The organism is Kitasatospora sp. NPDC048540 (genome assembly GCF_040651175.1).
Lineage (GTDB): Bacteria > Actinomycetota > Actinomycetes > Streptomycetales > Streptomycetaceae > Kitasatospora.
Genome location: NZ_JBEZIR010000112.1, coordinates 1 through 21,089, shown reverse-complemented (window position 1 = coordinate 21,089; position 21,089 = coordinate 1). Strand labels below are relative to the sequence as shown.

Genomic DNA, 21,089 nt, shown 5'->3' with positions numbered 1-21,089 from the left:
TGTGACTTCGAAACCGTCTGCCACCGGTTCGATCCGTACGGTCGGCCGCACCACTCCACCATCCTCCCGGCTGATCCGAGTAAGGACCTTCAAGCATCGCTCCGAAGGCACGGACGGGGCAACCGTGGGGCTCGGGCGGCGCGCGCTTCGGCCGCCGGTGGACCGTGGTGACGCTCTCACTGCTGCCACACGCTCACGTAGTCGACCTTCATCGTCGCCGGAGTGACGACAGGCCCTCCGATGAATGGCTGGACGGCGTTGTTGAGGATGAGGTACATCGGCGCATCGGTGGAGGTGGGGACCGAACCGGTCTCAACGCCGTCGTAGTAGTAGGTGACCGATCCTGGCTCCCATACGGCGCCATAGGTGTGCCATCCGGTGTAGTCACCCGTGGCGCATCCTCCGGGACCGCCGGAGAGGCTGTGGAAGTGCCAGCAGGCCTGGCCTCCGAGGCCTTCCATGATGTCTATCTCGCCAGTCTGCGGCCAGCGTGAACCGTCGGTCCACCAGGCGGGCCAGTTGGCGATCGTTCCGGCACCTCCGGGGGGCAGGTAGATGCGCGCTTCGAAGGCACCGTAGGTGAAATCGGCTTTTCCGCTGCTGTTGACCATGCCGGAGGTGAAGGGCCGCTCGACTCCTGCACAGGTCGACGCCTTTGCATCGGCGGTCAGGTTCAGACTGCCATCGCCGACTGTCACGTGGGAGGGGTCATAGCACTGCCGTTCGCTTGCCTGGACAGGTGCGGTGATGCCTGGGGCGAGCCAGCCGGTGGACCACGAGGACGTGTCCAACTGGGTTCCGTCGAATCCGTCGTGGAAGACCGACCGCCACGAACCGGGGATGCCCAGCGGGGCAGCCTGATCGGAGTCTTCGGGGGAGCCGGACCCCACATCGTCCGGGCCGCTCTCCGCCGGGGACGAAGTGGCCTGGGCGGATGCGTCGGTGACGGTGAGTGTCGTCGGGGGCAAGTTGATGTACATCCCGGCGATGCGGTAGAAGCCGAAGACGGTGAAGGTCCCGGGGGGCAGCGCCAGCCTGCCCGAAGCGAAGGTGTACCCCTCAGGGCAGATCCGGACGTCGTTCTGCGCTCCGGGATAGTCAAGATGGCGGCCCGCCTCGTCACGCACGGCAACCCCGAGAGCGCGCACCGTGGCGCAGGTGTCCGCATGGACGGTCAGGCGTGCATTCGCCGGAGAGCCGGTCGCGGCGGATCCTAGGTCAAGGGCGTCCTGGGACAATCCGGCATCAGCGGCGGCACCCGTGGACACGAGCGCGAACTGGGACCCGATGAGGGCCAGGACAACCATGATGATGACCACGGCCAGGCGCTTCACTGCTGGCCTCTCCGCGGCCTGCCGGAACCCGGCGCCAGCTAGCCGGGCGCGAGGTGGCCGACTTGGTGCGTCGCTTGTCGAGGCCCCCCAGCCTACTGCGCCGGTCCGGCTCGGAGAAGGCCGGCCGGGAGGCCTCGGACTCAACCCTTGGGAAGTGTCATCCCCAATTCCAGCATGGCTGGGAGGCAGAGCCGCCCTCGGAGCGCTCGGTCCTGTAACCCTCTACCCGCGGGGCCACCGTCCTCGGATCAACGGCTTCCGACGGCGCTCCGGTGGCGTACAGGCCTTGTGGCTGCTCGTCGCGGTCGCGCGTCGCGGTGGTAGGCGGGCCGGCCCGGCGGGACGGTAGCCGCTCCAGGGATTGACGGACATAGTCGAGCGGGTCGATGCTCTCCAGCCACACGAGGTCCGTCTCGTTGGCAAGCTCCGCCGGATCGATCAACGCGCTCACGCCTGCTGCTCCTCGGCATCCGGATCGGCCAGCAAGCCGATTTGATGGACTGTCGGCAGCTCGCGGCCGCGCTCGGCCTGGAGCCGGTCCCGGCGAAGGTCGAGGGGGTGCGGTCGAAGGTGAAGCGCCTGGCCTCGCGAGGCTGGCTGGCTGGCTGAGAACGTCCGGGGTCGTTCAGCGTGATCGCTGGGCGAGGCGGCGGGTCATGACCATGGTCATCGACCAACGGATCATTGCTTCCGCCGTGTCGGTTCGGCCCTCGTAGTCGCGGGCGAGGCGGCGTGAGCGCATCAGCCGGGCGAACGTCCGCTCCCCCAGCCACCTCTTGGGCAGCACCGTGAAGCCGGTGGTGCCGTCGGTGCGGCCGACCACGGTCAGCGCGATCCGCAGGACGTCGCGGGCGAGGTCGACCAGGCGGCCGGTGTAACCGCCGTCCGCCCAGACCAGGGTGATGCGCCAATGCTGTGCGCGGAGCCGGGCCAGTAGCGTGTGGCCCGCGTCCAGGTCCTCCTCCACCACTTCGTCGCCGAGGAGACCCGCCGCTTCACCGACCTCGCCGACCACGAGTGCGCAGGTCCCATCACCGCTCAGGAGGCAAGTGCATGCACTGGTCGGCCAGGTCGCCGGCGACACCGCATTCGACAGCGAGCACATCGCCCCGTTCGAGCTCTAAATCCAAGCCGGCCGCGACCCCCAGCTCCGCGACGCCGCCGCCGACTGCTTCGCCGCGTACGACCAGTTGGCGGCATCCATCCTGAAAGCCCTGGGCGTGCCTGAACCCGAACGCTTGGCCGGTCCGGTCGTCGCCCTCGTGATCGGCTTCCGGCTTCGACGTGTGGCCACGAACGCCACCACCGACATCCTGGTCGACGCGCTGTTGCTCCTGACGGGCACCGCCTGCCCTGCCCCGCCGAAATAGCCGACGCCCGCAGGCCGCCGGCCCCGACGGGACTGCGGCCCGCACTCCGCAAGCCTGACGCCCGTTACGCGTATCGCCGTTGACCACGCCCAGGCCCCAGAGACCCTGTGGGCCCGGTCCCGCACCGGGCACTGATGCGACACGGAACATGTCCTGGCCGAACCGCTCATCCGGCACAAGCAGCGTCAGCTAGAGTCCGGACATGGGGATTTCAGATGGCTGAGGAGAAACCGGACGACCGGCCGTCGGCACGGACCAGGCTGGCAGCCGAACGGCAGCGGCTGGCGCGGCAGAAGGCCACTCGCCGGCGGACTCTGATCGCCATGACTGCGCTGATCATCGTTGTGGGAGGCGTGTTCAGCGGACTTGCGCTGACCCGCGGCAATGAAGACGCCACGACAGACGCATCCGCCGCGAAAAACACCTGTGAATATTCCAGGACACCGAGCACCCCGTCGAAAGATGTGCAGGTGCCCAAGTACGACGCCGCCGCGGCGGCACTTCCATACACCGCCGACCTGAACACCAACAGGGGGAAGATCTCTTTCGAGTCATTTTCCCAGAAAGCCCCCTGCGCCTCCTTTTCCTTCAAATATCTCGCCCAGAACAAATATTACGACAACACCCCTTGCCACCGGTTGACGACGCAGGGGATCCATGTCCTCCAGTGCGGCGATCCCGGTGGATCAGGATCCGGCGGGCCAGGTTATTCTTTCCCCGATGAGAACCTCGCCGGCGCAACCTACCCCGCAGGCACGGTGGCCATGGCAAACTCAGGCCCGAACACCAACGGGAGCCAGTTCTTTCTTGTCTACCAGGACAGCCAGCTACCCCCGTCCTACACACCTTTCGGGGTCATTTCGGAAGGGCTGGAGGCACTACGGTCCGTCGCCGCGGCCGGCGATGACAGCAGCAACGGCCCTGGAGACGGCCACCCCAACCAGGCCGTCACGATCGAGACCGTAGGAATTCGCCAGAAATAGTCCAAAATATCCACCGACTGAAGATCTGATGCGCCATCAGCCGCGGACGAGAAGGTCACCCTCAGCGGAAACAACTCGAAAGTCCGCCTGCAGCAGGATCTCTTCTATGGCCCGAGTGACCGCTCTCCGGCTCACCTCGTCCATCGACGTCCCCGGCTCGGGATCGTCTCGTTGGGCCGCCTTGCCGCACGGCACCCCGCAGGCTGCGATGCTGTCCTCGGCGCGCCAGCCGATCAGGACCCCCTGCGGTCTGAGGCCGATCTGCAAGCCAGCCGCCCCGGTGTGCGCTATATCGAATCCCGCACCCCATAGCGCCCGGCACACCCGCTCGAAAACCTCAAGATCACTTTGCATATACAGCAGGCTCCAGGAGTTCTCGGTGAACGGATGGCACGTGGGAAATCAGACCGCAGCCGAACGCCCCTGACTCATCCGGTGTGACCGGGAGCACCGGCGCGGCAGAACCAGCGGCGGCGGGCGTGACGCCCCCCTGATTCAGAACCCTCAGCAGTGCGCCCACTTGCTGCAAGACGAGCGCGCACCTGGCGTTTCGCAAGTTTGGCCGTCTGCGCGACACAGCCCAGCGTGTGCCCCCCGCTCCACAGGTCTACGAGATCACCCTGAGCCAGCCAGTTCCCGGACGGACCGGATCCGGCGGTCAGGACAGGACGTCGCGGGATGCCGTATCGATCGGCATAGGAGAGGAGAACCGTCGGAGTCAGCCGAAGTTTGGCACAGATCTCGCCGATCGGGCGGCGCTCCTGCCAGTACAGGCGGTACAGAACATCCGGGTCCGGCTGAATCGGCGTTTCCCGCCTGGCGTATGACATTCGCTCGGACGGGCGAGAGGCAAGGGCTGCGCGAGACATCGTGTATCACCGGATTCGCATCAGAGCTTCACTGTTGCCATCCATCGTGTGCCAGTTCGCACCACACCGTTGTCCCACGATCGGATGATCAGGGTGGCGGTGTCCGTCGCCAAAGGGTGGACTCGGATGAATGAGCATCACTGACGCACGGGCGGGTGCAGCAGACGGCCGTCCCCTCAACAGCAGGCGCCTAGCCCAGCCTGCGAGGGGGCGGCGCGCCAGGCCACGGCCAGGCGACGCCACGCGCAGCGGGCGGAGGAGGCACGTGCCCAGCAGGACAACCAGTCCGACGCCGGCGGCCGGAAAGCGGACGGATCACACGTCCCAGGACGACCAGGTACCGACATCTCCGTCAGCGGCATCCGGCAATGCGAAGGCAGACATCCCAGTGGGCGACCCATGGACGATCTGACCAGTTCCGAGGAGCCCAGGACAGCGGAACGGAAACCCCCGAAGAGCCGGAAGAAAAGCACGTTCAGCAAGCTTGCCCTTTTCTATCGGCAGGTGATTGCCGAGCTTCGCAAGGTCGTGTGGCCCACCCGCAGCCAGCTCACCCAGTACACCATCGTAGTCGTTTCGTTCGTACTTGTCGTCATGATGTTTGTATATGGAATTGATACGGCTTTCTCGCACCTCGCCCTGCTGATCTTCGGGTAGGGATTTCTGCGCTGCCGACGCGTGCAGTCCCGCCCTCGGTCAGGGCACGGGAGGAGCCGAGCCTGCGGCTGCCGGTCCCTTGCTGTTCGAGTCTGCAGCGGTCTCCCTGCCACTTGGAACCGGAGGCGGCACCGGCAGGCTCCCGAGATCCGTGGGTGCGATCGGAGAGCTGCCCGTGACCGAGGGCAGAGGTGTGATCGTCGGGACGGGACCGGGGAGAACCACCTCATCCCCTGCGGTGAGGCCGCCGGTGATCTCGGTCAGGAAGTCACCGACCAGCCCGGTCTGGACATCGCCACGCTCAGAGGTTTGCGATCCACAGTTCTCGGAGTCCGGATCACAGCGGAGCAAGCTCACATAGGACCCGTTCCCATCATGCTTGACCGCGGAATTGGGGACCGCCAGTACTCGGCTGCGTTCGGCCAGCACCAGGGTGACCTGTGCGCGCATCCCCGGCAGAACACCGTCGGTGGAGACCGGCAGGCCGAGCAGCAGGTGGTAGGTGACGGGCGCGCCCGCATGCGTCACGGCACCTGGCGGCGCATACGCGGGTGGAGTTGTGCTTACGGCGCCCTGACGGGAGGTCGGCGGCGTGGTCACCCTGGTCTGACGCGTCCGTCCCGCGTCAGGCACGTTGACGACGGCACGCTGCCCGATGGTGACCCGGCGCAGCACCTCCACCGGAATCGTCGCATCGACCTGGAGAGTGTCAGGGCGAAGGACCATGGCTGGTGAGTGACACGAAGGCACCGCCCCAAGGGCAGTGGTCACGGCCTCGACGATGCCGTCAGCCGGTGCAATGATGCTGGAGCTGTCTGTGACCTGCTGGGCTGCGGCCATTCGGTGCTCCGCAGCGTCCACACGGTCTTCGTCCGCTGCGAGCTGCTCATTCGTCATGGTCGGACTCGCTGCCGCCGAAGCGGAGAGGGAAGGCGAGGGGGTCGGTAACGACGGGCCGGGGGCTGGATTCAGGGACGACGATGGTGCTGCGGACGGGGCAGTTGCAGCGGAGACACCGGGACTGGCGCTTGGGGACGCCAGCCGGGAGGCCACGGCTTGGTCTGCCTTCAGGATGGCCTGGTCCTGTGTCAGGGCAGCGCGTGCGGCTTCCAGTTCACGTTGGGCAGCGGTCGTATCGGCTGCGGCGATGACTTGACCAGACGTCACATGAACGCCCTGGCGGACGAGGTACCGGACCGGCCCGAGCAGCTTCTCCGGGTCGTTTCTGGTTGCGAGCACGCCACAGGCGTCGGGCGCGTGTGGCTCCGCCCGCGTCTGGGCAATCGCGGCACCGAAGTAGAGCTGATAGATCGCGGTCGGCTGAACCTCGCCGGTGACCTGCGCCGTCGAAACGACATCGGTCGGTTTGACCGTGAACGCCCAGCGCTTCTTGGGGAGATGGAGGAGTACTGCGACGAGGGCACCGGCAAGCAGCACGGCGGCCAGGAGCGCCCATCGGGCCCAGACCTTGCGCGACAGGTGCGAAACCCAGGCGGAACACTTCGCGGCCATCCTTGAGATACCGGCCGGCATGCGAAGCATTGCCACCAGGCCTCCTCTTCTTCCTTACTTCGCACGCGTTTCCGGCTGTGGTGATGTCAAGCGAAGCCGTGGGCAGCCGCGCACGGGGCGAATGTGTGTGGCCGCTGGACGGATCTGGATCTCGGTCGTTTATGTCCCCTTGAACGGTAGTGAGACGATCGGTTCATGATGGATGAGCGGAATAGGCTCGGCCGGCACAGTCGAAAAGCGTTACCGGCAGCGCAACGGCCGTGCGCCCAGTGGCAGGCCCGATCGGATCCCTGCCAGACGTAACGAACGGGACCGGTGGGGGGTCGCGCATCGTCACCCGCTCGGGCCCGTTACTCCCGCCCCTAAGGGTGAACTTCTCCCACTGAGACGGGCTGCCCAGCACAGTGAAGTTTCACGGATCGGCGTCCCCCGCCCAACTGGACACGCTCGCCCGACGGGTGTACGAGGTGGCCGGCCGGCACGTCGAGCTCTACCTCGAAGCTCTCGAACTCGCCGATCTCCTCCCGGTATTGAGCTCGCTTCCCGCGGTGAGCGTCGACCATCTCGGCCTCTCCGCAGCGGGACTACCGAGTCTGCTCCGCTTGGTCGGGTCCGGCGCCAAAGTGAAGGCCCGCGGGTTCGGGCGGGTATCCTTGGACATCGACCAGACTGTCCGGGCCATCGTCAGGACCAACCCCACCGCTCTGATGTTCGGCTCCGACCTGCCTTCTACTCGCGCCCCGCGCCCGTTCGAAGACGGCGAGGTGCAGCTTCTCGCCGAACTGGCGGGCGCGGCGAACGTGAACGCCGTACTCCACGACAACGCCGCCGCGTTCTACCGGATCGCCGAGCACCCGTTGCCCGGGCGCAGCTGACAACGCGCCGGCCTTTTGAAGCGGGAAACAAGAGACGACGCTGCCTCTGCCAGGCCGGTCTCAGCCTTTGCCAGGGGTGACGGCGGCCTTTCCCGGTACGCAAACCCCCGCGACAGCGGCGGCGATCAGATAGGCGAGAGCTCCGATGGCCATGCTGGATCGCAGCCCGGCCGAGTAGTCGGTTGCGGTGGCGAGGAGAGTACCGCCCAGTGCGACACCGGTGGCGCTGCCGATCTGGCGGGTGGTGTTGAACACGGCGGAGGCAGTACCCGCGTAGCCGGTGGGTGCTGCCGTCATCACGGTGCTGGTGGAACCGGTCAGAGCGAAGGAGGTTCCGAACCCGGCGGCCATCATCGGAGCGATCAGGAGGAGGTAGGCGGGGTCGGGTCCGGCGGCGGCCCAGCCCGCCAGGCCCGCAGCTGCCAGGAGCATGCCGCTGGTCACGAGCGGGCGGTGGCCGGTGCGGCGCGCCAGCCTGCCGGAGACGACGGAGGCAAACGTGGTCATCACTACGGCGGGCAACAGGGCCGCTCCGGTGGCCAGGGCGCTGTAGTGGCGCTGGTGCTGGAAGTAGAGGCTGGCGGTGAATACCATCCCGTAGAAGCCGAAGTTGAACAGCAAGCCGATGGTGGCTCCGCCGCTGAGTGCACGCGACCGCAGCAAACCCAGTGGAAGCACGGGTGTGCGTGCCAGGTGCTCGCGCACCGCGAACGCCACCACGGCGGTCACTGCTAGACCTGCGCAGGCGAGGACGAAGGGATCCGTCCAGCCGCGCCGGCCGGCCTCGTTGAGCGCCGCGGTCAACAGAGCCACTGCCGAAACCACTGCGGCCTGGGCCGGCCAGTCCATGGCCCGAGCAGAGTGCCGGGGTGAGGGCGCGACAGATCGCACTGTCAGCGCAAAGCAGGCCGCCCCCACGGGAATGTTGATCAGGAACACCCAGCGCCAGCCGACCGTGGTGACGAGGAGACCGCCGAGCAACGGGCCCGCGGACGCGGCGATGCCGGCCATCGAGCCCCAGAGACCGAAGGCGCGGGAGCGGGCATCCGGCGAAGGGTACGCCTGCTGGAGCAGTGCCAGGGAACCGGGCACGATCAGCGCCGCCCCGGCACCTTCCGCCAGCCGGGCGACGACCAGGAAGGACGGGCTCTGCGCAAGCGCGCAGGCGGCCGATGCGGCACCGAACACGGCCACGCCCCAGCAGAACACGCGCCGGTTGCCCAGGCGGTCACCCAACGCGCCCCCGGTAAGGAGCAGTCCGGCGAAGACCAGGGTGTAGCCGTCGGTGATCCATTGGATGGCGGTGAGGGAGGCCCCCAGGTCACGGCCGACGACAGGCACGGCGACGTTGATGATCGTAACGTCCAGGATCACCATGAAGTAGCCGAAACACACTGCGAGCAGAGGAGCCCATGCCCGCAGCCCGGGCCCGGGAGTTGCGGATGGCGCTCCGCCGTCGCCCTGATGCATGTCTGCCATGGCCCTCAGCCTCTGATGTCTGCGACAGCCGGAATCTGCGCACTTACCCCTGCGCAGCGATACCGTCCGGGCCTCGCCTTGATCCGCTCGGTCCACCGAGGATCGTACGGCCCGGAGGGAACGGGGAGGATCCTCGGACACGCCGCAGTCGGCTGCATCCACCCGTCGTCCTGCGTACTGCTGGAGCGTGCCGGGTTGTCAGTGACAAATACTGGAGGGCGCTACTGCTCCCGGAGCCGGTTGTGGCCCTGCTTCTGGAGGTCCCGTCGTCGTGCTCCCGCCTTCGCTCCGGGTGGCCCGAGCAGAGGCGGCTCGTCGGTAGCCTCGAGTGCGGTGTTCAGGACAGCGCGAGGTCCGGCTCCGAGGCTGGTTCGGGGGTGATGACCACCTCGTCCGGCCGGGGGCCGGGTGTCAGCAGGGCGAACGTGGCGTCCAGGCAGGCGGCGGTGCGGGCCGGGTCGGGGTCGGCCTTGCGCATGATCTGGAGTCCCTGGACCAAGGTCACCAGCAGATGGGCGGCCTCGGCGGGGGTGACGGGGGGCGACAGCTCGCCGCCGAGCCGGGCGCGGTCCAGCTGGGTGGCGAAGGTCTCCTCGGCCTTGCGCAGGCTGCGCCGTGCCAGCTCGGCGACCGCCTGGTCGTTGGGCAGCAGCTCCGCGATGCTGTTGACGCTGAAGCAGCCCGAGCCGCTGCAGAACGAGTCGGTCTGCAGCAGCCGGTCGAACAGCCGGCGCAGCTGCGGGAGGGCGGGGCTGCGGTCGTCGAAGGAGGACGCGAGGAGTTCCTCCTGGCGGCCGAGGTAGCGGCCGAGGGCCAGCAGGAACAGCCGGTGCTTGTCGCCGAACGCGGCGTAGATCGAGCCCCGGCCCAGCCCCAGCTCGTCCACCAGGTCGTTCATGGTGGTGGCCTCGTAGCCCTTGCGCCAGAACAGGAGCATCGCCCGGTCCAGGATCGCCTCTTCGTCGAACGTGCGCGGTCGTCCCATGGGTCCAACGCTACCCAATGCGGGGCGCGGAAGCAGCATGTATTTGACCTAACGTTCCAGAATTGCTAAGTTCTGGAACGAAAGGTCCAATACCCCAGCCGCCCGGACCGGTCCCGGTCCCGTCAGGAGCAGTCGTGAAGGTCGAGATCTACTCGGACGTCGTGTGCCCGTGGTGCTACATCGGCAAGCGCCGGTTCGAGAAGGCCCTGGCGGCGTTCCCCGGAGCGGCGGACGTCGAGGTCGTCTACCGCCCGTTCCAGCTCAACCCCGACGCCTCCGAGGCCGGCGAGCCGTCCGCCCAGGTCTACGAGCGCAAGTTCGGCCGCCCGGCGCAGAGCATCTTCGCCCCGCTGACCGAGGCGGCCGCCGCCGAAGGCATCACCTTCCGGATGGACGACGCGGTGGCCACCAACACCTTCACCGCGCACCGCCTCATCGGGTTCGCCGGACGCCACGGCCGGCGGGAGCAGAGCGCCGTGAAGGAAGGCCTGCTCGCCCACTACTTCACCGACGGCGGCCACCTCGGCGACCACGCGGCCCTCACCGACATCGCCGTCGCGGCCGGGCTGGACCGGGCCGAGGTCACGGCCTTCCTCGCCTCGCAGGACGGCGTCGAGGAGGTCCACGCCGAGCTCGCCGAGGCCGCCCGGCTGGGCATCACCTCGGTCCCGACCTTCGTCTTCGACGGGAAGACGGCCGTGTCCGGGGCCCAGAGCCCGGAACTGCTGCTCGAAGTCATGACCCGGATCGCCGCAGACACCGCGACCACCCCCGCCGACGCCTAGCCCCCACCCCACCGCATCCCTCCCCCTCCGATCCCCAGCCGCACACGCACACGCAAGGAACGCACCATGAAGGCAGTGACCATCCACACCTACGGCCCCGTCACCGACGTCGTGACGCTCGACGAGGTCCCCGCTCCTGCGGTCGGCCCCCGTGACGTCCTGATCGAGGCCCGGGCCGCCGGGGTCAACCCGATCGACCACCTGATCGTCAAGGGCTTCATGCAGCCCGAGGGCCTCTCCGAGCCCCGGGTGCTCGGCAACGAGGTCGCCGGGGTGGTGGCCGCGGTCGGCGACACGGTCACCGGTTTCGCGGTGGGCGACGAGGTCTTCGCACGGGTCGACCCGCGGGTCGGCGCGGCCTTCGCCGAGTACGTGGCCGTGGACGAGTCGCTGGTGGCGGCCAAGCCCGCCGCCATGTCCTTCGAGGAGGCCGCCTCGCTGCCGCTGGTCGCGCTGACGGCCTGGCAGGCCCTGACCGAGCAGAGCCGCCTGCTGGCCGGGCAGCGGGTGCTGATCCACGCCGGTGCGGGCGGGGTGGGGGCCGCAGCCGTCCAGATCGCCAAGCACCTCGGCGCCGAGGTGGTCACCACCGTCAGCCCGGACAGCATCGAGCTGGCCCGGTCGCTGGGCGCAGACCAGGTGATCGACTACCGCAACGAGAAGTTCGACGAGGTCGTCGAGCCGGTCGACGTGGTCCTCGACACCGTCGGCGGCGAGACCCAGGACCGGTCCTTCCCGCTGCTCAAGCCGGGCGGCACCCTGGTGTCGATCGTCTTCATCCAGGACGCCGAGGCCAAGAAGGCCCGCTGGGGCGTCGAGGCGAACGCCTTCTTCATGCGTCCGGACGGCGCCCAGCTCACCCGGATCGCCGAGCTGGTGACCTCCGGCGAACTGCGGCCCGTCGTCCGGACGGTCCTCCCGCTGGAGCGCGCCGCGGACGCGCTCGCCGAGGTGGAGCGCGGCCGGGCCCGGGGGCGGACGGTGCTCAGCATCTCCGCCTGAGCACCGTTCGGGCGCCGGTCGGCCCGGGAGGCGCACCCTGCCGGGCCCGGGTCGGCGGCGGGGCCAGACACAACGCCGCCCGCGGCGGACCGCCACGTTGCAGGCGGCCGTCCCGGTCTCCGGGGCTTCTGCGCCGGTGGCACCGCGACCGGGCCGACCGTGCTCCACCCGACCGGACGGATGATCCGCCCTGAAGTCGCAGCAGGTCAGAGGTGAGCGAACACGCTGGTGGGGACGGTCTGCTGGAACAGGTCACGTTCGAGGGCGAGGCCATCGTCCAGGGGAAGGGCGAGGCCGTCGAGCACGGCCCGCTTGGCGGCGAACAGGGCCGGGGCGGGGTTGCGGGTGAGCTGGGTGGCCCAATCCTCGGCAAGCTGGGCGAAGCCCTCGGTGGGCAGAACGACGTTGACGATGCCCAGGCGGTGGGCCTCGTCGGCACCGATCACGCGGCCGGTGAGGATCAGGTCCGCAGCCGGTCCCTTGCCGATCAGACGCGGCAGCCGCTGGGTTCCACCGCCGCCGGGAATGATGCCGAAGCGGATCTCGGGTTGGGAGAAATGGGAACGGGCCGAAGCGATCCGCAGCGTGGACGCCAGGGTGGTCTCCAGGCCACCGCCCCATGCTTGGCCGTCGATCGTTGCGATGACCGGCTGCGGAATCGACTCCAGCAGTCCAAGCGCACGTGGCCAGGCCTTCCCGTCCTCGGCACTCAGGGTGCCGGCCGCCGCCCGTCGCAGGATCTCCAGGTCCGCGTGCTTGATGAAGATGCCGTCGATCCCGCTCTTGAGCAGCACGACGCTGATGTCGTCCGTGCGCCGGGCGATCTCCTCCAGGAGGCCGGCCAGCTCGCTCAGGGAGTCCAGGTCCATCTGGTTGTCCGGCAGTCGGCTGAACGTCAATCCCGCGATCTTGTTGCGGGTCTCAACGGTCCAGTTACCCATGACCAGCACGCCTTTCCCTAGATTCGTTGCGGGAGGCGAAGGCGGTACCGCCGCATTCCGCCCGCACTGTCAGTCATCATGGTCCGAGGGCCTCCCCGGGGCCTTCCGCTCAGCGCGTTCGGCCTAACCGGGCGTTTCATCCCTGACTCCGAGGTTCATGCTCCGCGCCAGGTCGGGGTGCTCTCACCGGTGAGCCGACGGGTCATGAGGCCGATCATCGCGACGTGGATCATGGCTTCGGAGCGGGCCGGCAGCGCCTCGCAGTCGCGGGCGAGGCGCCTGTGGTGCATGAGCCGGCCGACGGTCCGCTCGACGACCCAGCGCCGGGGCTGGACGACGAAGCCCCTGGTGGTGGGATCGCGGCGGACAATTTCGACGTCGATGCCCACCGCGGCTCCGTGTTCGACTACGGCGTTCTTGTAGCCCAGGTCGGCCCAGGCCTTGCTGATCGCGGGGTGCTTGGCCGCGACCGCGGACAGCAGCTGCTGACCAGCGGTGCCGTCCTGCACGCTCGCGGCGGTGACCAGCACCACGAGCAGCAAGCCGATGGTGTCGGTGACGATGCTGCGTTTCCTGCCGACGATCCTCTTCCCGACGTCGACACCCTGCGTGGCGGCGGGAACGTTCGTGGAGGTCTTCACGCTCTGGGAGTCGATGATGCACGCCGTCGGCTCCGGATCGCGGCCTTCGGCGGCGCGGACCAGGCGTCGGAGAAGTCCGTTGAGCTGCTCGAACACTCCCTCCTTCTGCCAGCGGGCGAAGTAGGCGTAGACCGGCCGGACAGTTGGCGGGATTCCCCTATCGAACACCCTCTGACGACGCGCAGGACCGGGCCGCCGCCCTGGCCTCCGACTTCCGCGCCACCGAGTACACCTTCGCCCGGCCGGTCGGGGAGCAGACCGCACTGTGGCAGGCGATGCCACCCGGCTGCCGGACCCCGCGGGTGATGCTCGGCTACGCCCAGATCCTGCTCGCGCGGGACTTCGCGATGGCGATGCCCTGGTGCGGCTCTCAGCTCGGTGATGAGCGCGGAGCCCTGTTCGGCCTGCAGCTCGCCTCCGGCGGCGCCCGGCCCGTTCTGGTCGACCCGGCCCGCGGGCCGCGTACGGACGCGAGCGCGTCGATGGCGTTCCTGGGCGAGCTCGGCGCTGGCAAGTCCGTCGCGATGAAGGCCGCGGTGTTCAACGTGCTGGCCCGCGGCCGCCTGGCGGGCCGGCCAGGCTCGCGCGGGCGGGCGGGCGGTGATCGTGGACCGCACCAAGGACGAGGAGCGGGTGCGCTTCGCCCAAGCCTGCCCCGGCACCGCGCAGGTCATCCGCATCGGCCATGACAGCGAGGTCGGCCTCGATCCGCTGCGCCTGTTCGCGGACGTCAGCCCGAAGGTCGCGGCGCGGTTCTGCGAAAGCCTCCCGGTGGTCGACACTCGCCGCGCCGACGCCGTGGTCTTCGCTGTCAACGCCCTGCAGTTGCCGAAGAAGGCCGAGCTGGCCAGCGAGCGTCCCGGCGAGAGTGACGGTGTCCTGCGCGATCCGGTGCGCCGCCGCCGTGCCGGACGGACCGACCAGGGGCAGCCGCAAGGGCGGTGAGCACGGTCTCGGCGACCAGCCGCCATCGCCGGCCGGGTCGATGTTCGGGTTGGCGTCGACGTCGAAGGCCCTCGGCGACTTATCCCCCGGGAAGCCGGCGCAGGCCTTGCCGGCGAGGCAGGGACACGGCATGCAGGCACGATCGGTGTCTGGTGGGTGGGGGTGCTTCCTCCGGTGGCGGGGCTGTTCGGTGGAGGTGGGTGGGGGGTGGTTCGGGGTGTAGTGGTGCGGTGCGGCCCGGCGGTCCTACGTTTCCTCCTGCCAGGTCCGGCGGGGATGGGCGTGCCGGGACGCCTTCTGGCCTATCGCGTGTCGTTTGTTCGATGTCACAGCTGAGGAGTTCACGTCCGTGTCCACGCATCGTCTTCCCCGTTCCCGTTCCCGTCGCCGGCTGCTGGCGGTGGCCATCGCGTTCGCGTCACCGCTCGCCGTGGTCGCGTTCCCCGCCTCCGCATCGGCGGAGGACGATCCAGTGACGACGACCGCGGAAGCCCCACCGAAGGAGATCGTTCCTGCGGGCGGAACGAACCCTCAGCCGCCCGCCTCGCAGGAGATCCAACGCCCGGCCGCGCCCGCTGACGCCCTGACCGAGGACCTGGCAGCTGATCCGATCCCGGTCGGTGGCTACCCGGACTCGGTGGCCCTGCTGCCCGACGAGAGTCGTGCGTACGTCACCAGTGCCAACGCCGGGACGGTGTCGGTGATCGACACCGCCACCAACACCGTCGTCGGGCAGCCGATCAAGGTCGGCAGTACCCCGCTGTGGTCGGCCGCGAGCAAAGACGGGACCCGGGTGTATGTCGCCAACAACGGTGCCGGGACGGTGTCGGTGATCGACACCACCACCAACACCGTCGTCGGGCAGCCGATCAAGGTCGGCACGGACCCGCTCGGCATCACGCTTTCCACAGACGGCACCCGCGCCTACGTCACCAACAACGGCGCCGGAACGGTGTCGGTGATCGACACCACCACCAACACCGTCGTCGGGCAGCCGATCACGGTCGGCGCCGCACCCTCACTGCTGCAGAGCAGTCCGGACGGGACCCGGGTGTATGTCGCCAACAACGGTGCCGGGACGGTGTCGGTGATCGACACCACCACCAACACCGTCGTCGGGCAGCCGATCAAGGTCGGCAACCAGCCGATGGGTGTCACTGTTACCCCGGACGGGAAGCACGCCTACGTCGCCAACACCGCCGACAACACCGTCACCGTCATCGACACCACCACCAACCAGAGCGTCGGCGAACCGATCAAGGTCGGCAAGTCCCCCTTCGCGGTCACCCTCACGCCCTGGGCCGATCACCTCCTGGTCACCAACATCGACGACGACACCGTCACCGCCATCGACACCGCCACCAACCGCCCCACCGGCGACCCCATCCCCACCGGGGACGCCCCCTATGGCGCGGCCGTCACCTGGACCGGCAACCTCTACGTCGCCAACGCCGAGGCCAACACGGTCACCGCCACCCGCCTCCCCAGCTCCCTGCACCAGAGCCCCAAGGGCATCGCCGTCTCCCCTGACGGCACCCGCGCCTACACCACCAACCTGGCCGACAACACCCTCACCGTCGTCGACACCACCACCAACCAGAGCGTCGGCGAACCGATCAAGGTCGGCAGGAACCCCACCGCCGTCGCCGTCTCCCCTGACGGCACCCGCGCCTACACCACCAACCTGGCCGACAACACCCTCACCGTCGTCGACACCACCACCAACCGGAGCATCGGCGAACCCGTCCCCACCGGTGCGAAGCCCAGCGCGATCGCCGTCAGCGACGACGGCAAGCACGCCTACGTGGCCAACCGGGCGGACAACTCCGTCACGGTCATCGATACATCGGCCGAGGAGCCTGATGCGCGCCAGGTGATTTCCACGGGCCGGGCGCCCAGTGCGATCGCCGTCAGCAACGACGGCAAGCACGCCTACGTGGCCAACCAGGCCGGCGACTCCGTCACGGTCATCGAAACAGCCGATGGAAAGGTAGTCGGCGAGCCAATCCCCACAGGCACGAAGCCCAGTGCGATCGCCGTCAGCGACGACGGCAAGCACGCCTACGTCACAAACAGGTCGGACAATTCGATGACCATGATCGATGCCAGCACTCAAAAGGTCATCAAGGACAGCATCCCGACGGGGCCCTTGCCGCAAGGAGTGTCGATCACTCCGGACTCCTCGCGCGTTTACGTGGCGAACGGTGGTGACGGGTCCATCACCGTGGTCGACGCGACCTCCGGTGCCCCAACGGGAAATCCGATCAAGATTAAGGAAGAGGAAGAAGGAAAGGTCGCACGGCCTTTCGGAATTGCGATCGACGGCACTCGCAGCTACACCACCAGCGACCAGAAGCCCGGCGCATCGACCAGCTACTCGTCCCCCGAGCACCACCGAAAGGTCGTCCTGCATCTGGCAGGCCACTTCGCTACGGCTTCAGCCAACCAGCTCGGACCGCGGGGCATGCTGATCAGCCTTGACTCCTCCACTGCTGGCGATCGCTCTCGCTATTTCACCATCAATCGCACGGATGACGGCAAGTACTCGATTCTTCACAGCAGCGGTGGATACGTCACACTCGGAGACCGCGGAATGCTGGACGCATCCTCCCCTACCGTGGGCCCCTCCGAGAAGTTCGATTACATCGACCTCGGGGGTGGTAAATTCGCCCTGCGGGCGGCGGACGGGAGGCCTGTTTCCTACACCTCCTACCCTGACGGAGGCACCGTTCTGCAAACCGATATGGGTGACATCGGCAGCCGGCACGCCTTTAAGTTTTCCATCCAATAATTTCTGAGATTGCCCGGCGCCTTGGGGTGCGCATCGGGTTGTGACCACTCTGCGGGCTTCGCCTTCGCGGTCGTGCCTGATCCGATGGACCGCATTGTGTGACGTGCCTGCAACTGCCAGATGCCGAGTGGGAGTTCGGGAAGCGACAGCCGGAACGGGTGCCAACAGGGAGGTCCGGCACCATCGCGCTGCCATTCCAGCGACCGGGCCCCTGCCCAGGACCCCGCGGCAAGCGGGCACAAGCCGGTGCAAGCCGGTGCAAGAGGCCCGGTCACGCCCGTGGGCCGACAGCTGGACCGGGACAGGAGCAGGCACTACAGGGGATGGGTGACCAGATCGAACAACCTCAAGATGATCACCGGAGGTAAAACAACAAGCTAAGGACAGGCTGGTCCATACCAGGTGGTGCGGGACGGAGCCTCGGACGGCCCACCACGTCACCGCCGACCGGACCAGGACCCCGTTGGCACGGAGTCTCGGCTTATGGGTCTCCGGTCCGGTCCGACGTCGGCCCGCCATTCACGTCACTTCTTCAGGCGGGCAGCGGCCGGGAGCCCGATGAGGAGCAGGAGGCCGGCCGCCGAGGCGTAGGCAAGGTGGTAGCCGGACAGCGACAGGCTGCCGTGTGCCGCTTCACCGACGGCTTCGGCAATGCCCGCCAAGACGGTGGGGCCCACACCGCTGCCGATCTGCAGAGCGGTGATCGTGACCGCCGCAGCGGTACCGTGTGCCCGGTCCGGTACGTCACGCAAGCCGGTGGCGGTGATGGCCGGGAACGCCAGCCCCTGCCCGACACCGGTGACGACCAGGCCGGTCAGAACCACCCCCGCATAAGGAGTGTGGGTTCCGGCCGTGCACCAGATCAGCACGCCGCCGGCGGTGAGGCAGATGCCAGATGCCAGCAGTACGCGTAGTCGGCGGGCTTTCATCAGACGGCCGGAGATCACCGCGGTGGTGGTGACGGCCAGACTGACGGGAAGGATCGCAAGGCCCGATGAGGCCGGGGACAGGCCACGAACCTGCTGGAGGTAGAGCGGCAACAAGAACAGCGAGCCGGTGACGCAGAAGTAGAACGCACTCGCCACCACCGCCGCGATGCGTACTCCGCGCACGCGCAGCAGTCCACGGTCCAGCAGGACCGAATCCCCACCGCGGGCACGGCCTCGGTGCCACCACAGGCATCCGCAGGCCGCCGCGGCTATGACCAGGATGCCCGCGAGCGGGCCACCGCCGGGCCGGGAAGCCGTATCGGCGCCCAGGATGACCAAGGTGATCGCAGCCACCAATGCCACGGCTCCCACCAGGTCGAGGCGGCCCCGATGGTGATTCGGTGCACCAATCGGCAGCCACCGCACCGCAGCCGCGGCCGTGCACACCGCGACCAGGACCTGCAGCGCGAACACCCATCTCCAGCCGAGAGCACTCGTGACCACTCCCCCGAGCACCAGTCCCGCCCCGTAGCAGCCTGCCTGTGCGGCGGAGAACACCCCGAAGGCATGTGAACGCATCGGACCACTGGGATACACCGATGTCAGCAGGGCCGTGGCCGCCGGCATGGTGATTGCCGCTCCCGCGCCCTGCAGCACACGCCCTGCCACGACCATCCAGAACACCGGCGCCGTGAACGCGAGCGCGGCACCCGCCGCCACCGTGGCCAGGCCCCAGACGAGCACCCGGCGGCGGCGCAGCCGGTCCGCCATCGCCCCACCGCACAGCAGGAGACCCGCGAACGAGAGCGCGTAGCCGGTCACGGCCCAGGAAAGATTCTGTGCCGAGGTGCCGAAGTGCGCGCCGATCGAGGGCAGAGCACTGTTGAGCACGGCCACACCGCCGGCGTCCAGGCCCGCCGCCGCACTCAGCACGGCCAGCGGAACATACCGGGCGGATACCTGGCCACCGCTCGCCGGCCGACCCGGGCGGCCACGCCGGGCCGGCTCGCCGGACGCCGGTGAGGACGCATCGGCTGAGCGCGGTTCGCCGGGACCTGCGGCCATGCGCGACTTCCAGGGAGGCGACAGCATCGGAAGGCGGCCCGCCCGTCGCGGAACAACCCGCGGTGTGGGCACGCCGTATGGAGCCAGTCTAAAGCCGGATCGCTGACAGTGACGAGAGACCGTCCCGGGCAGGTACCGGGGATGGCCCGGCCAGGGGCCCCGGCCGGGGTAGCTCGCGGCGGCCAGCTGATTCCGGTCCGGCTCGGGGTAGGAGTGTGCTCATGTGCAGGTAGCCCTCAGGCTCGGAGGAGGATGCGGCTGCGGAGGGGGTCGAGCCCGGCCCGGCCGTAGCCGGCGCGTTTGAGGAGCTTGACCCTGGTCACCTGGCCTTCGACCTGACCAGAGCTCCAGGTGCTCGACAGGCCGGCGACGACTGCGTCCCGATCGTGGAGAAGGCCGTCGGCGAACTGTCGCAGGGCAGGCAGATCCGGTCCCGGCAGATGATCTGCACCTTGGGGTGGTCGGCAAGCCAGCGGGCCACCGGTGCGGCCTCGCGGCCGGGCAGCACGTCGATCGGTCGGCGGGCCTCAAGGTCGACCAGCAGCGTGGCATAGGTGTGGCCTTTGAGCAGGGCGAAGTCGTCGATGCCCAAGACCCGGACGGGCCCTGGTTCGGCCAGCTTGGTGGTTCGCAGCAGCCGCAGCAGGGTGTCCTTCGCCGCGGTCATGCCCAGCCTTCGACGAGTACGCAGCATGACCACGCCCGCGTCCCGGTGCACCGACTCGACCACCACGCCCGCCAGATGCGGGAGAACCTCCCGCAAACCCCCTGAACCGCACACCCATCCGAAACGATCGAACGGCTACAACGTCACAAGATCAGCGACAGAGCCCGTTCGTCTGTACTCGGCTGAGCACTTGAGTACGCGGACACTCACCGGCGGACCGGGGCAGGACCGGCAGCAAGCACCACGTCATCCTCGACGCCAACGGCATCCCTCTGGCCGCCACTGTGACCGGCGGCAACCGCAACGACGTTACTCAGCTCCTGCCCCTGATCCACGCCGTGCCGCCGATCCGCGGTAAGCACGGACGCCCTCGTCGGCGCCCCGACACGCTCTATGCCGACCTCGGCTACGACCACAACATCTACCGCCGCCAGGTCCACGAACTGGGCATACGCCCGCTCATCGCCCGACGCGGAACCGGACACGGCAGCGGCCTGGGCAAGAACCCTGGGTCATGGAAGCCGCCTTCGCACTCCTGCACTGGTTCCCCGCCGGTCTGGTGGATGCGATCGGCGCGCCACTTTGCCCGGGGCGTCCTGGCAGCGGGAAGTGATGGATTGTCGGCACCTCGCGCGGCGCTCGGCCTGGAGCCGGTTCCGGCGATTGTCGAGGGGGGCAGTCGAAGGTGAGGCGCCTGGCCGGCCGTCGCGCTGGCCGGCGTCGACCTCGGCCTGCCGGACCCCGGCCCGCCCCGCGGTCTCGGTCGGGTCGAAGTCTTTCGCGACCTGACCGAGCGAGCGGCCACCGCGCCGGCACAGCTCGACGATTTTGGCCTTGAACTCCGGCGTGAACGAGCGGCGAGGGTGTGGCTTCTTCCTCCCCATGCTCTCCATGTGGCCGTCATCCCTACCAGGGCCGAAGCAAGCTCCTGATCAGGAGTGTCCGACGAAAGAATCAAGCCCAGCCTCCTCCGAGGGCCGTTTGTAGGTTTGTTCGGGGGATGGGTGGGGTGGGTGGGTGCTGTGAAGCTGGCCGTGCAAGGGCCGCCTGGAAGCAGCTGCTTCTTGACTGTTTGCCGTGTCGCTTATTGATCTTGGAGTTTTGTATGTCTGTGCGTGTGTCGGGTGTGGTGGGTTCGCGTCGTCTGGTGGTGGCGGGGGTGTCGGTGGTGGTGGGGGTGTTGGCGGCGCCGGTGGTGTTGGCGTTGCCGGCTGCTGCGGCGTCGTCCTCGTCGTCGGGGGTGTTCGCGTCGGCGGGGG

18 protein-coding genes and 3 pseudogenes are annotated in these 21,089 nt (G+C 68.4%); 10 read left to right on the top strand and 11 right to left on the bottom strand.

From position 1 onward, the window contains the following. Positions 1-176 precede the first annotated feature (176 nt). The 3 genes and pseudogenes from AB0D08_RS31520 to AB0D08_RS31510 form a co-directional block, all read right to left on the bottom strand. Positions 177-1,334 carry a glycoside hydrolase family 16 protein gene (locus tag AB0D08_RS31520; RefSeq protein WP_359893649.1) on the bottom strand — a complete coding sequence of 386 codons (1,158 nt, stop codon included), beginning with the start codon at positions 1,332-1,334 and terminating at the stop codon, positions 177-179. 157 nt (positions 1,335-1,491) lie between these two features. After that, positions 1,492-1,785 carry a DUF6009 family protein gene (locus AB0D08_RS31515; protein WP_033819106.1) on the bottom strand — a complete coding sequence of 98 codons (294 nt, stop codon included), beginning with the start codon at positions 1,783-1,785 and terminating at the stop codon, positions 1,492-1,494. Positions 1,786-1,959: 174 nt separating this feature from the next. Continuing rightward, positions 1,960-2,271, bottom strand: a pseudogene (locus tag AB0D08_RS31510) (transposase); the annotation flags it as partial. A 187-nt stretch (positions 2,272-2,458) separates the two neighbouring features. Between AB0D08_RS31510 and AB0D08_RS31505 the strand changes: the two are divergent. Continuing rightward, a complete protein-coding gene (locus AB0D08_RS31505) occupies positions 2,459-2,704 on the top strand; it encodes a hypothetical protein (protein WP_359893655.1) in 246 nt (81 codons plus the stop codon). A 215-nt stretch (positions 2,705-2,919) separates the two neighbouring features. Beyond that, on the top strand, positions 2,920-3,687 hold the full coding sequence (locus AB0D08_RS31500) for a peptidylprolyl isomerase (RefSeq protein WP_082526248.1): 768 nt from the start codon (positions 2,920-2,922) through the stop codon (positions 3,685-3,687). Between the two features lie 36 nt (positions 3,688-3,723). Here the strand turns inward: AB0D08_RS31500 and AB0D08_RS31495 are convergent, their stop codons facing one another. Beyond that, positions 3,724-4,041: a hypothetical protein gene (locus AB0D08_RS31495; protein WP_033818425.1), complete on the bottom strand. Its 318-nt coding sequence runs from the start codon at positions 4,039-4,041 to the stop codon at positions 3,724-3,726. Between the two features lie 914 nt (positions 4,042-4,955). Between AB0D08_RS31495 and secE the strand changes: the two genes are divergently transcribed. Further along, a complete protein-coding gene (gene secE / locus AB0D08_RS31490) occupies positions 4,956-5,213 on the top strand; it encodes a preprotein translocase subunit SecE (protein ID WP_033818424.1) in 258 nt (85 codons plus the stop codon). Between the two features lie 39 nt (positions 5,214-5,252). Here secE and AB0D08_RS31485 read toward each other — a convergent pair whose 3' ends face one another. Next, on the bottom strand, positions 5,253-6,755 hold the full coding sequence (locus AB0D08_RS31485) for an HlyD family efflux transporter periplasmic adaptor subunit (protein ID WP_033818423.1): 1,503 nt from the start codon (positions 6,753-6,755) through the stop codon (positions 5,253-5,255). A 428-nt stretch (positions 6,756-7,183) separates the two neighbouring features. On the opposite strand from AB0D08_RS31485, the gene AB0D08_RS31480 reads away from it, so the two are divergent. Beyond that, positions 7,184-7,600, top strand: a complete 417-nt coding sequence (locus AB0D08_RS31480) for an amidohydrolase family protein (RefSeq protein ID WP_051811843.1) — start codon at positions 7,184-7,186, stop codon at positions 7,598-7,600. A 60-nt stretch (positions 7,601-7,660) separates the two neighbouring features. On the opposite strand, the gene AB0D08_RS31475 is transcribed toward AB0D08_RS31480, so the two are convergent. Then, positions 7,661-9,070: an MFS transporter gene (locus AB0D08_RS31475; RefSeq protein WP_051811844.1), complete on the bottom strand. Its 1,410-nt coding sequence runs from the start codon at positions 9,068-9,070 to the stop codon at positions 7,661-7,663. Positions 9,071-9,416: 346 nt separating this feature from the next. After that, on the bottom strand, positions 9,417-10,064 hold the full coding sequence (locus AB0D08_RS31470) for a TetR/AcrR family transcriptional regulator (RefSeq protein ID WP_359893646.1): 648 nt from the start codon (positions 10,062-10,064) through the stop codon (positions 9,417-9,419). Positions 10,065-10,198: 134 nt separating this feature from the next. Between AB0D08_RS31470 and AB0D08_RS31465 the strand changes: the two genes are divergently transcribed. Together AB0D08_RS31465 and AB0D08_RS31460 are read left to right on the top strand one after the other, a co-directional pair. Continuing rightward, positions 10,199-10,849, top strand: a complete 651-nt coding sequence (locus tag AB0D08_RS31465) for a DsbA family oxidoreductase (RefSeq protein WP_359893644.1) — start codon at positions 10,199-10,201, stop codon at positions 10,847-10,849. A 66-nt stretch (positions 10,850-10,915) separates the two neighbouring features. Then, the gene (locus AB0D08_RS31460) at positions 10,916-11,851 is read left to right on the top strand and encodes an NADP-dependent oxidoreductase (RefSeq protein WP_359893642.1); all 936 of its coding nucleotides are present in this window, start codon (positions 10,916-10,918) and stop codon (positions 11,849-11,851) included. Between the two features lie 206 nt (positions 11,852-12,057). Here AB0D08_RS31460 and AB0D08_RS31455 read toward each other — a convergent pair whose 3' ends face one another. Next, positions 12,058-12,792: an enoyl-CoA hydratase/isomerase family protein gene (locus AB0D08_RS31455; RefSeq protein WP_359893640.1), complete on the bottom strand. Its 735-nt coding sequence runs from the start codon at positions 12,790-12,792 to the stop codon at positions 12,058-12,060. A gap of 155 nt (positions 12,793-12,947) precedes the next feature. After that, positions 12,948-13,565 (bottom strand): annotated as a pseudogene (locus AB0D08_RS31450) (IS5 family transposase); the annotation flags it as partial. A gap of 11 nt (positions 13,566-13,576) precedes the next feature. On the opposite strand from AB0D08_RS31450, the gene AB0D08_RS31445 reads away from it, so the two are divergent. The 3 genes from AB0D08_RS31445 to AB0D08_RS31435 all read left to right on the top strand — a co-directional run bounded on the left by AB0D08_RS31445 (position 13,577) and on the right by AB0D08_RS31435 (position 17,169). Continuing rightward, complete coding sequence (locus AB0D08_RS31445) at positions 13,577-14,122, top strand: hypothetical protein (RefSeq protein WP_359893639.1); 546 nt, start codon at positions 13,577-13,579, stop codon at positions 14,120-14,122. After that, positions 14,067-14,378: a hypothetical protein gene (locus AB0D08_RS31440; RefSeq protein ID WP_359893637.1), complete on the top strand. Its 312-nt coding sequence runs from the start codon at positions 14,067-14,069 to the stop codon at positions 14,376-14,378. Before AB0D08_RS31445 ends, AB0D08_RS31440 begins: the two co-directional genes overlap by 56 nt. A 349-nt stretch (positions 14,379-14,727) precedes the next feature. Further along, complete coding sequence (locus AB0D08_RS31435) at positions 14,728-17,169, top strand: beta-propeller fold lactonase family protein (protein WP_359893635.1); 2,442 nt, start codon at positions 14,728-14,730, stop codon at positions 17,167-17,169. A 524-nt stretch (positions 17,170-17,693) separates the two neighbouring features. Here the strand turns inward: AB0D08_RS31435 and AB0D08_RS31430 are convergent. Both AB0D08_RS31430 and AB0D08_RS31425 read right to left on the bottom strand, forming a co-directional pair. After that, positions 17,694-19,031 carry an MFS transporter gene (locus AB0D08_RS31430; RefSeq protein ID WP_359893633.1) on the bottom strand — a complete coding sequence of 446 codons (1,338 nt, stop codon included), beginning with the start codon at positions 19,029-19,031 and terminating at the stop codon, positions 17,694-17,696. Positions 19,032-19,482: 451 nt separating this feature from the next. Then, positions 19,483-19,926 carry a transposase gene (locus tag AB0D08_RS31425; protein ID WP_149038102.1) on the bottom strand — a complete coding sequence of 148 codons (444 nt, stop codon included), beginning with the start codon at positions 19,924-19,926 and terminating at the stop codon, positions 19,483-19,485. Positions 19,927-20,036: 110 nt separating this feature from the next. On the opposite strand from AB0D08_RS31425, the pseudogene AB0D08_RS31420 reads away from it, so the two are divergent. After that, positions 20,037-20,350, top strand: a pseudogene (locus AB0D08_RS31420) (transposase); the annotation flags it as partial. Between the last annotated feature and the right edge of the window lie 739 nt (positions 20,351-21,089).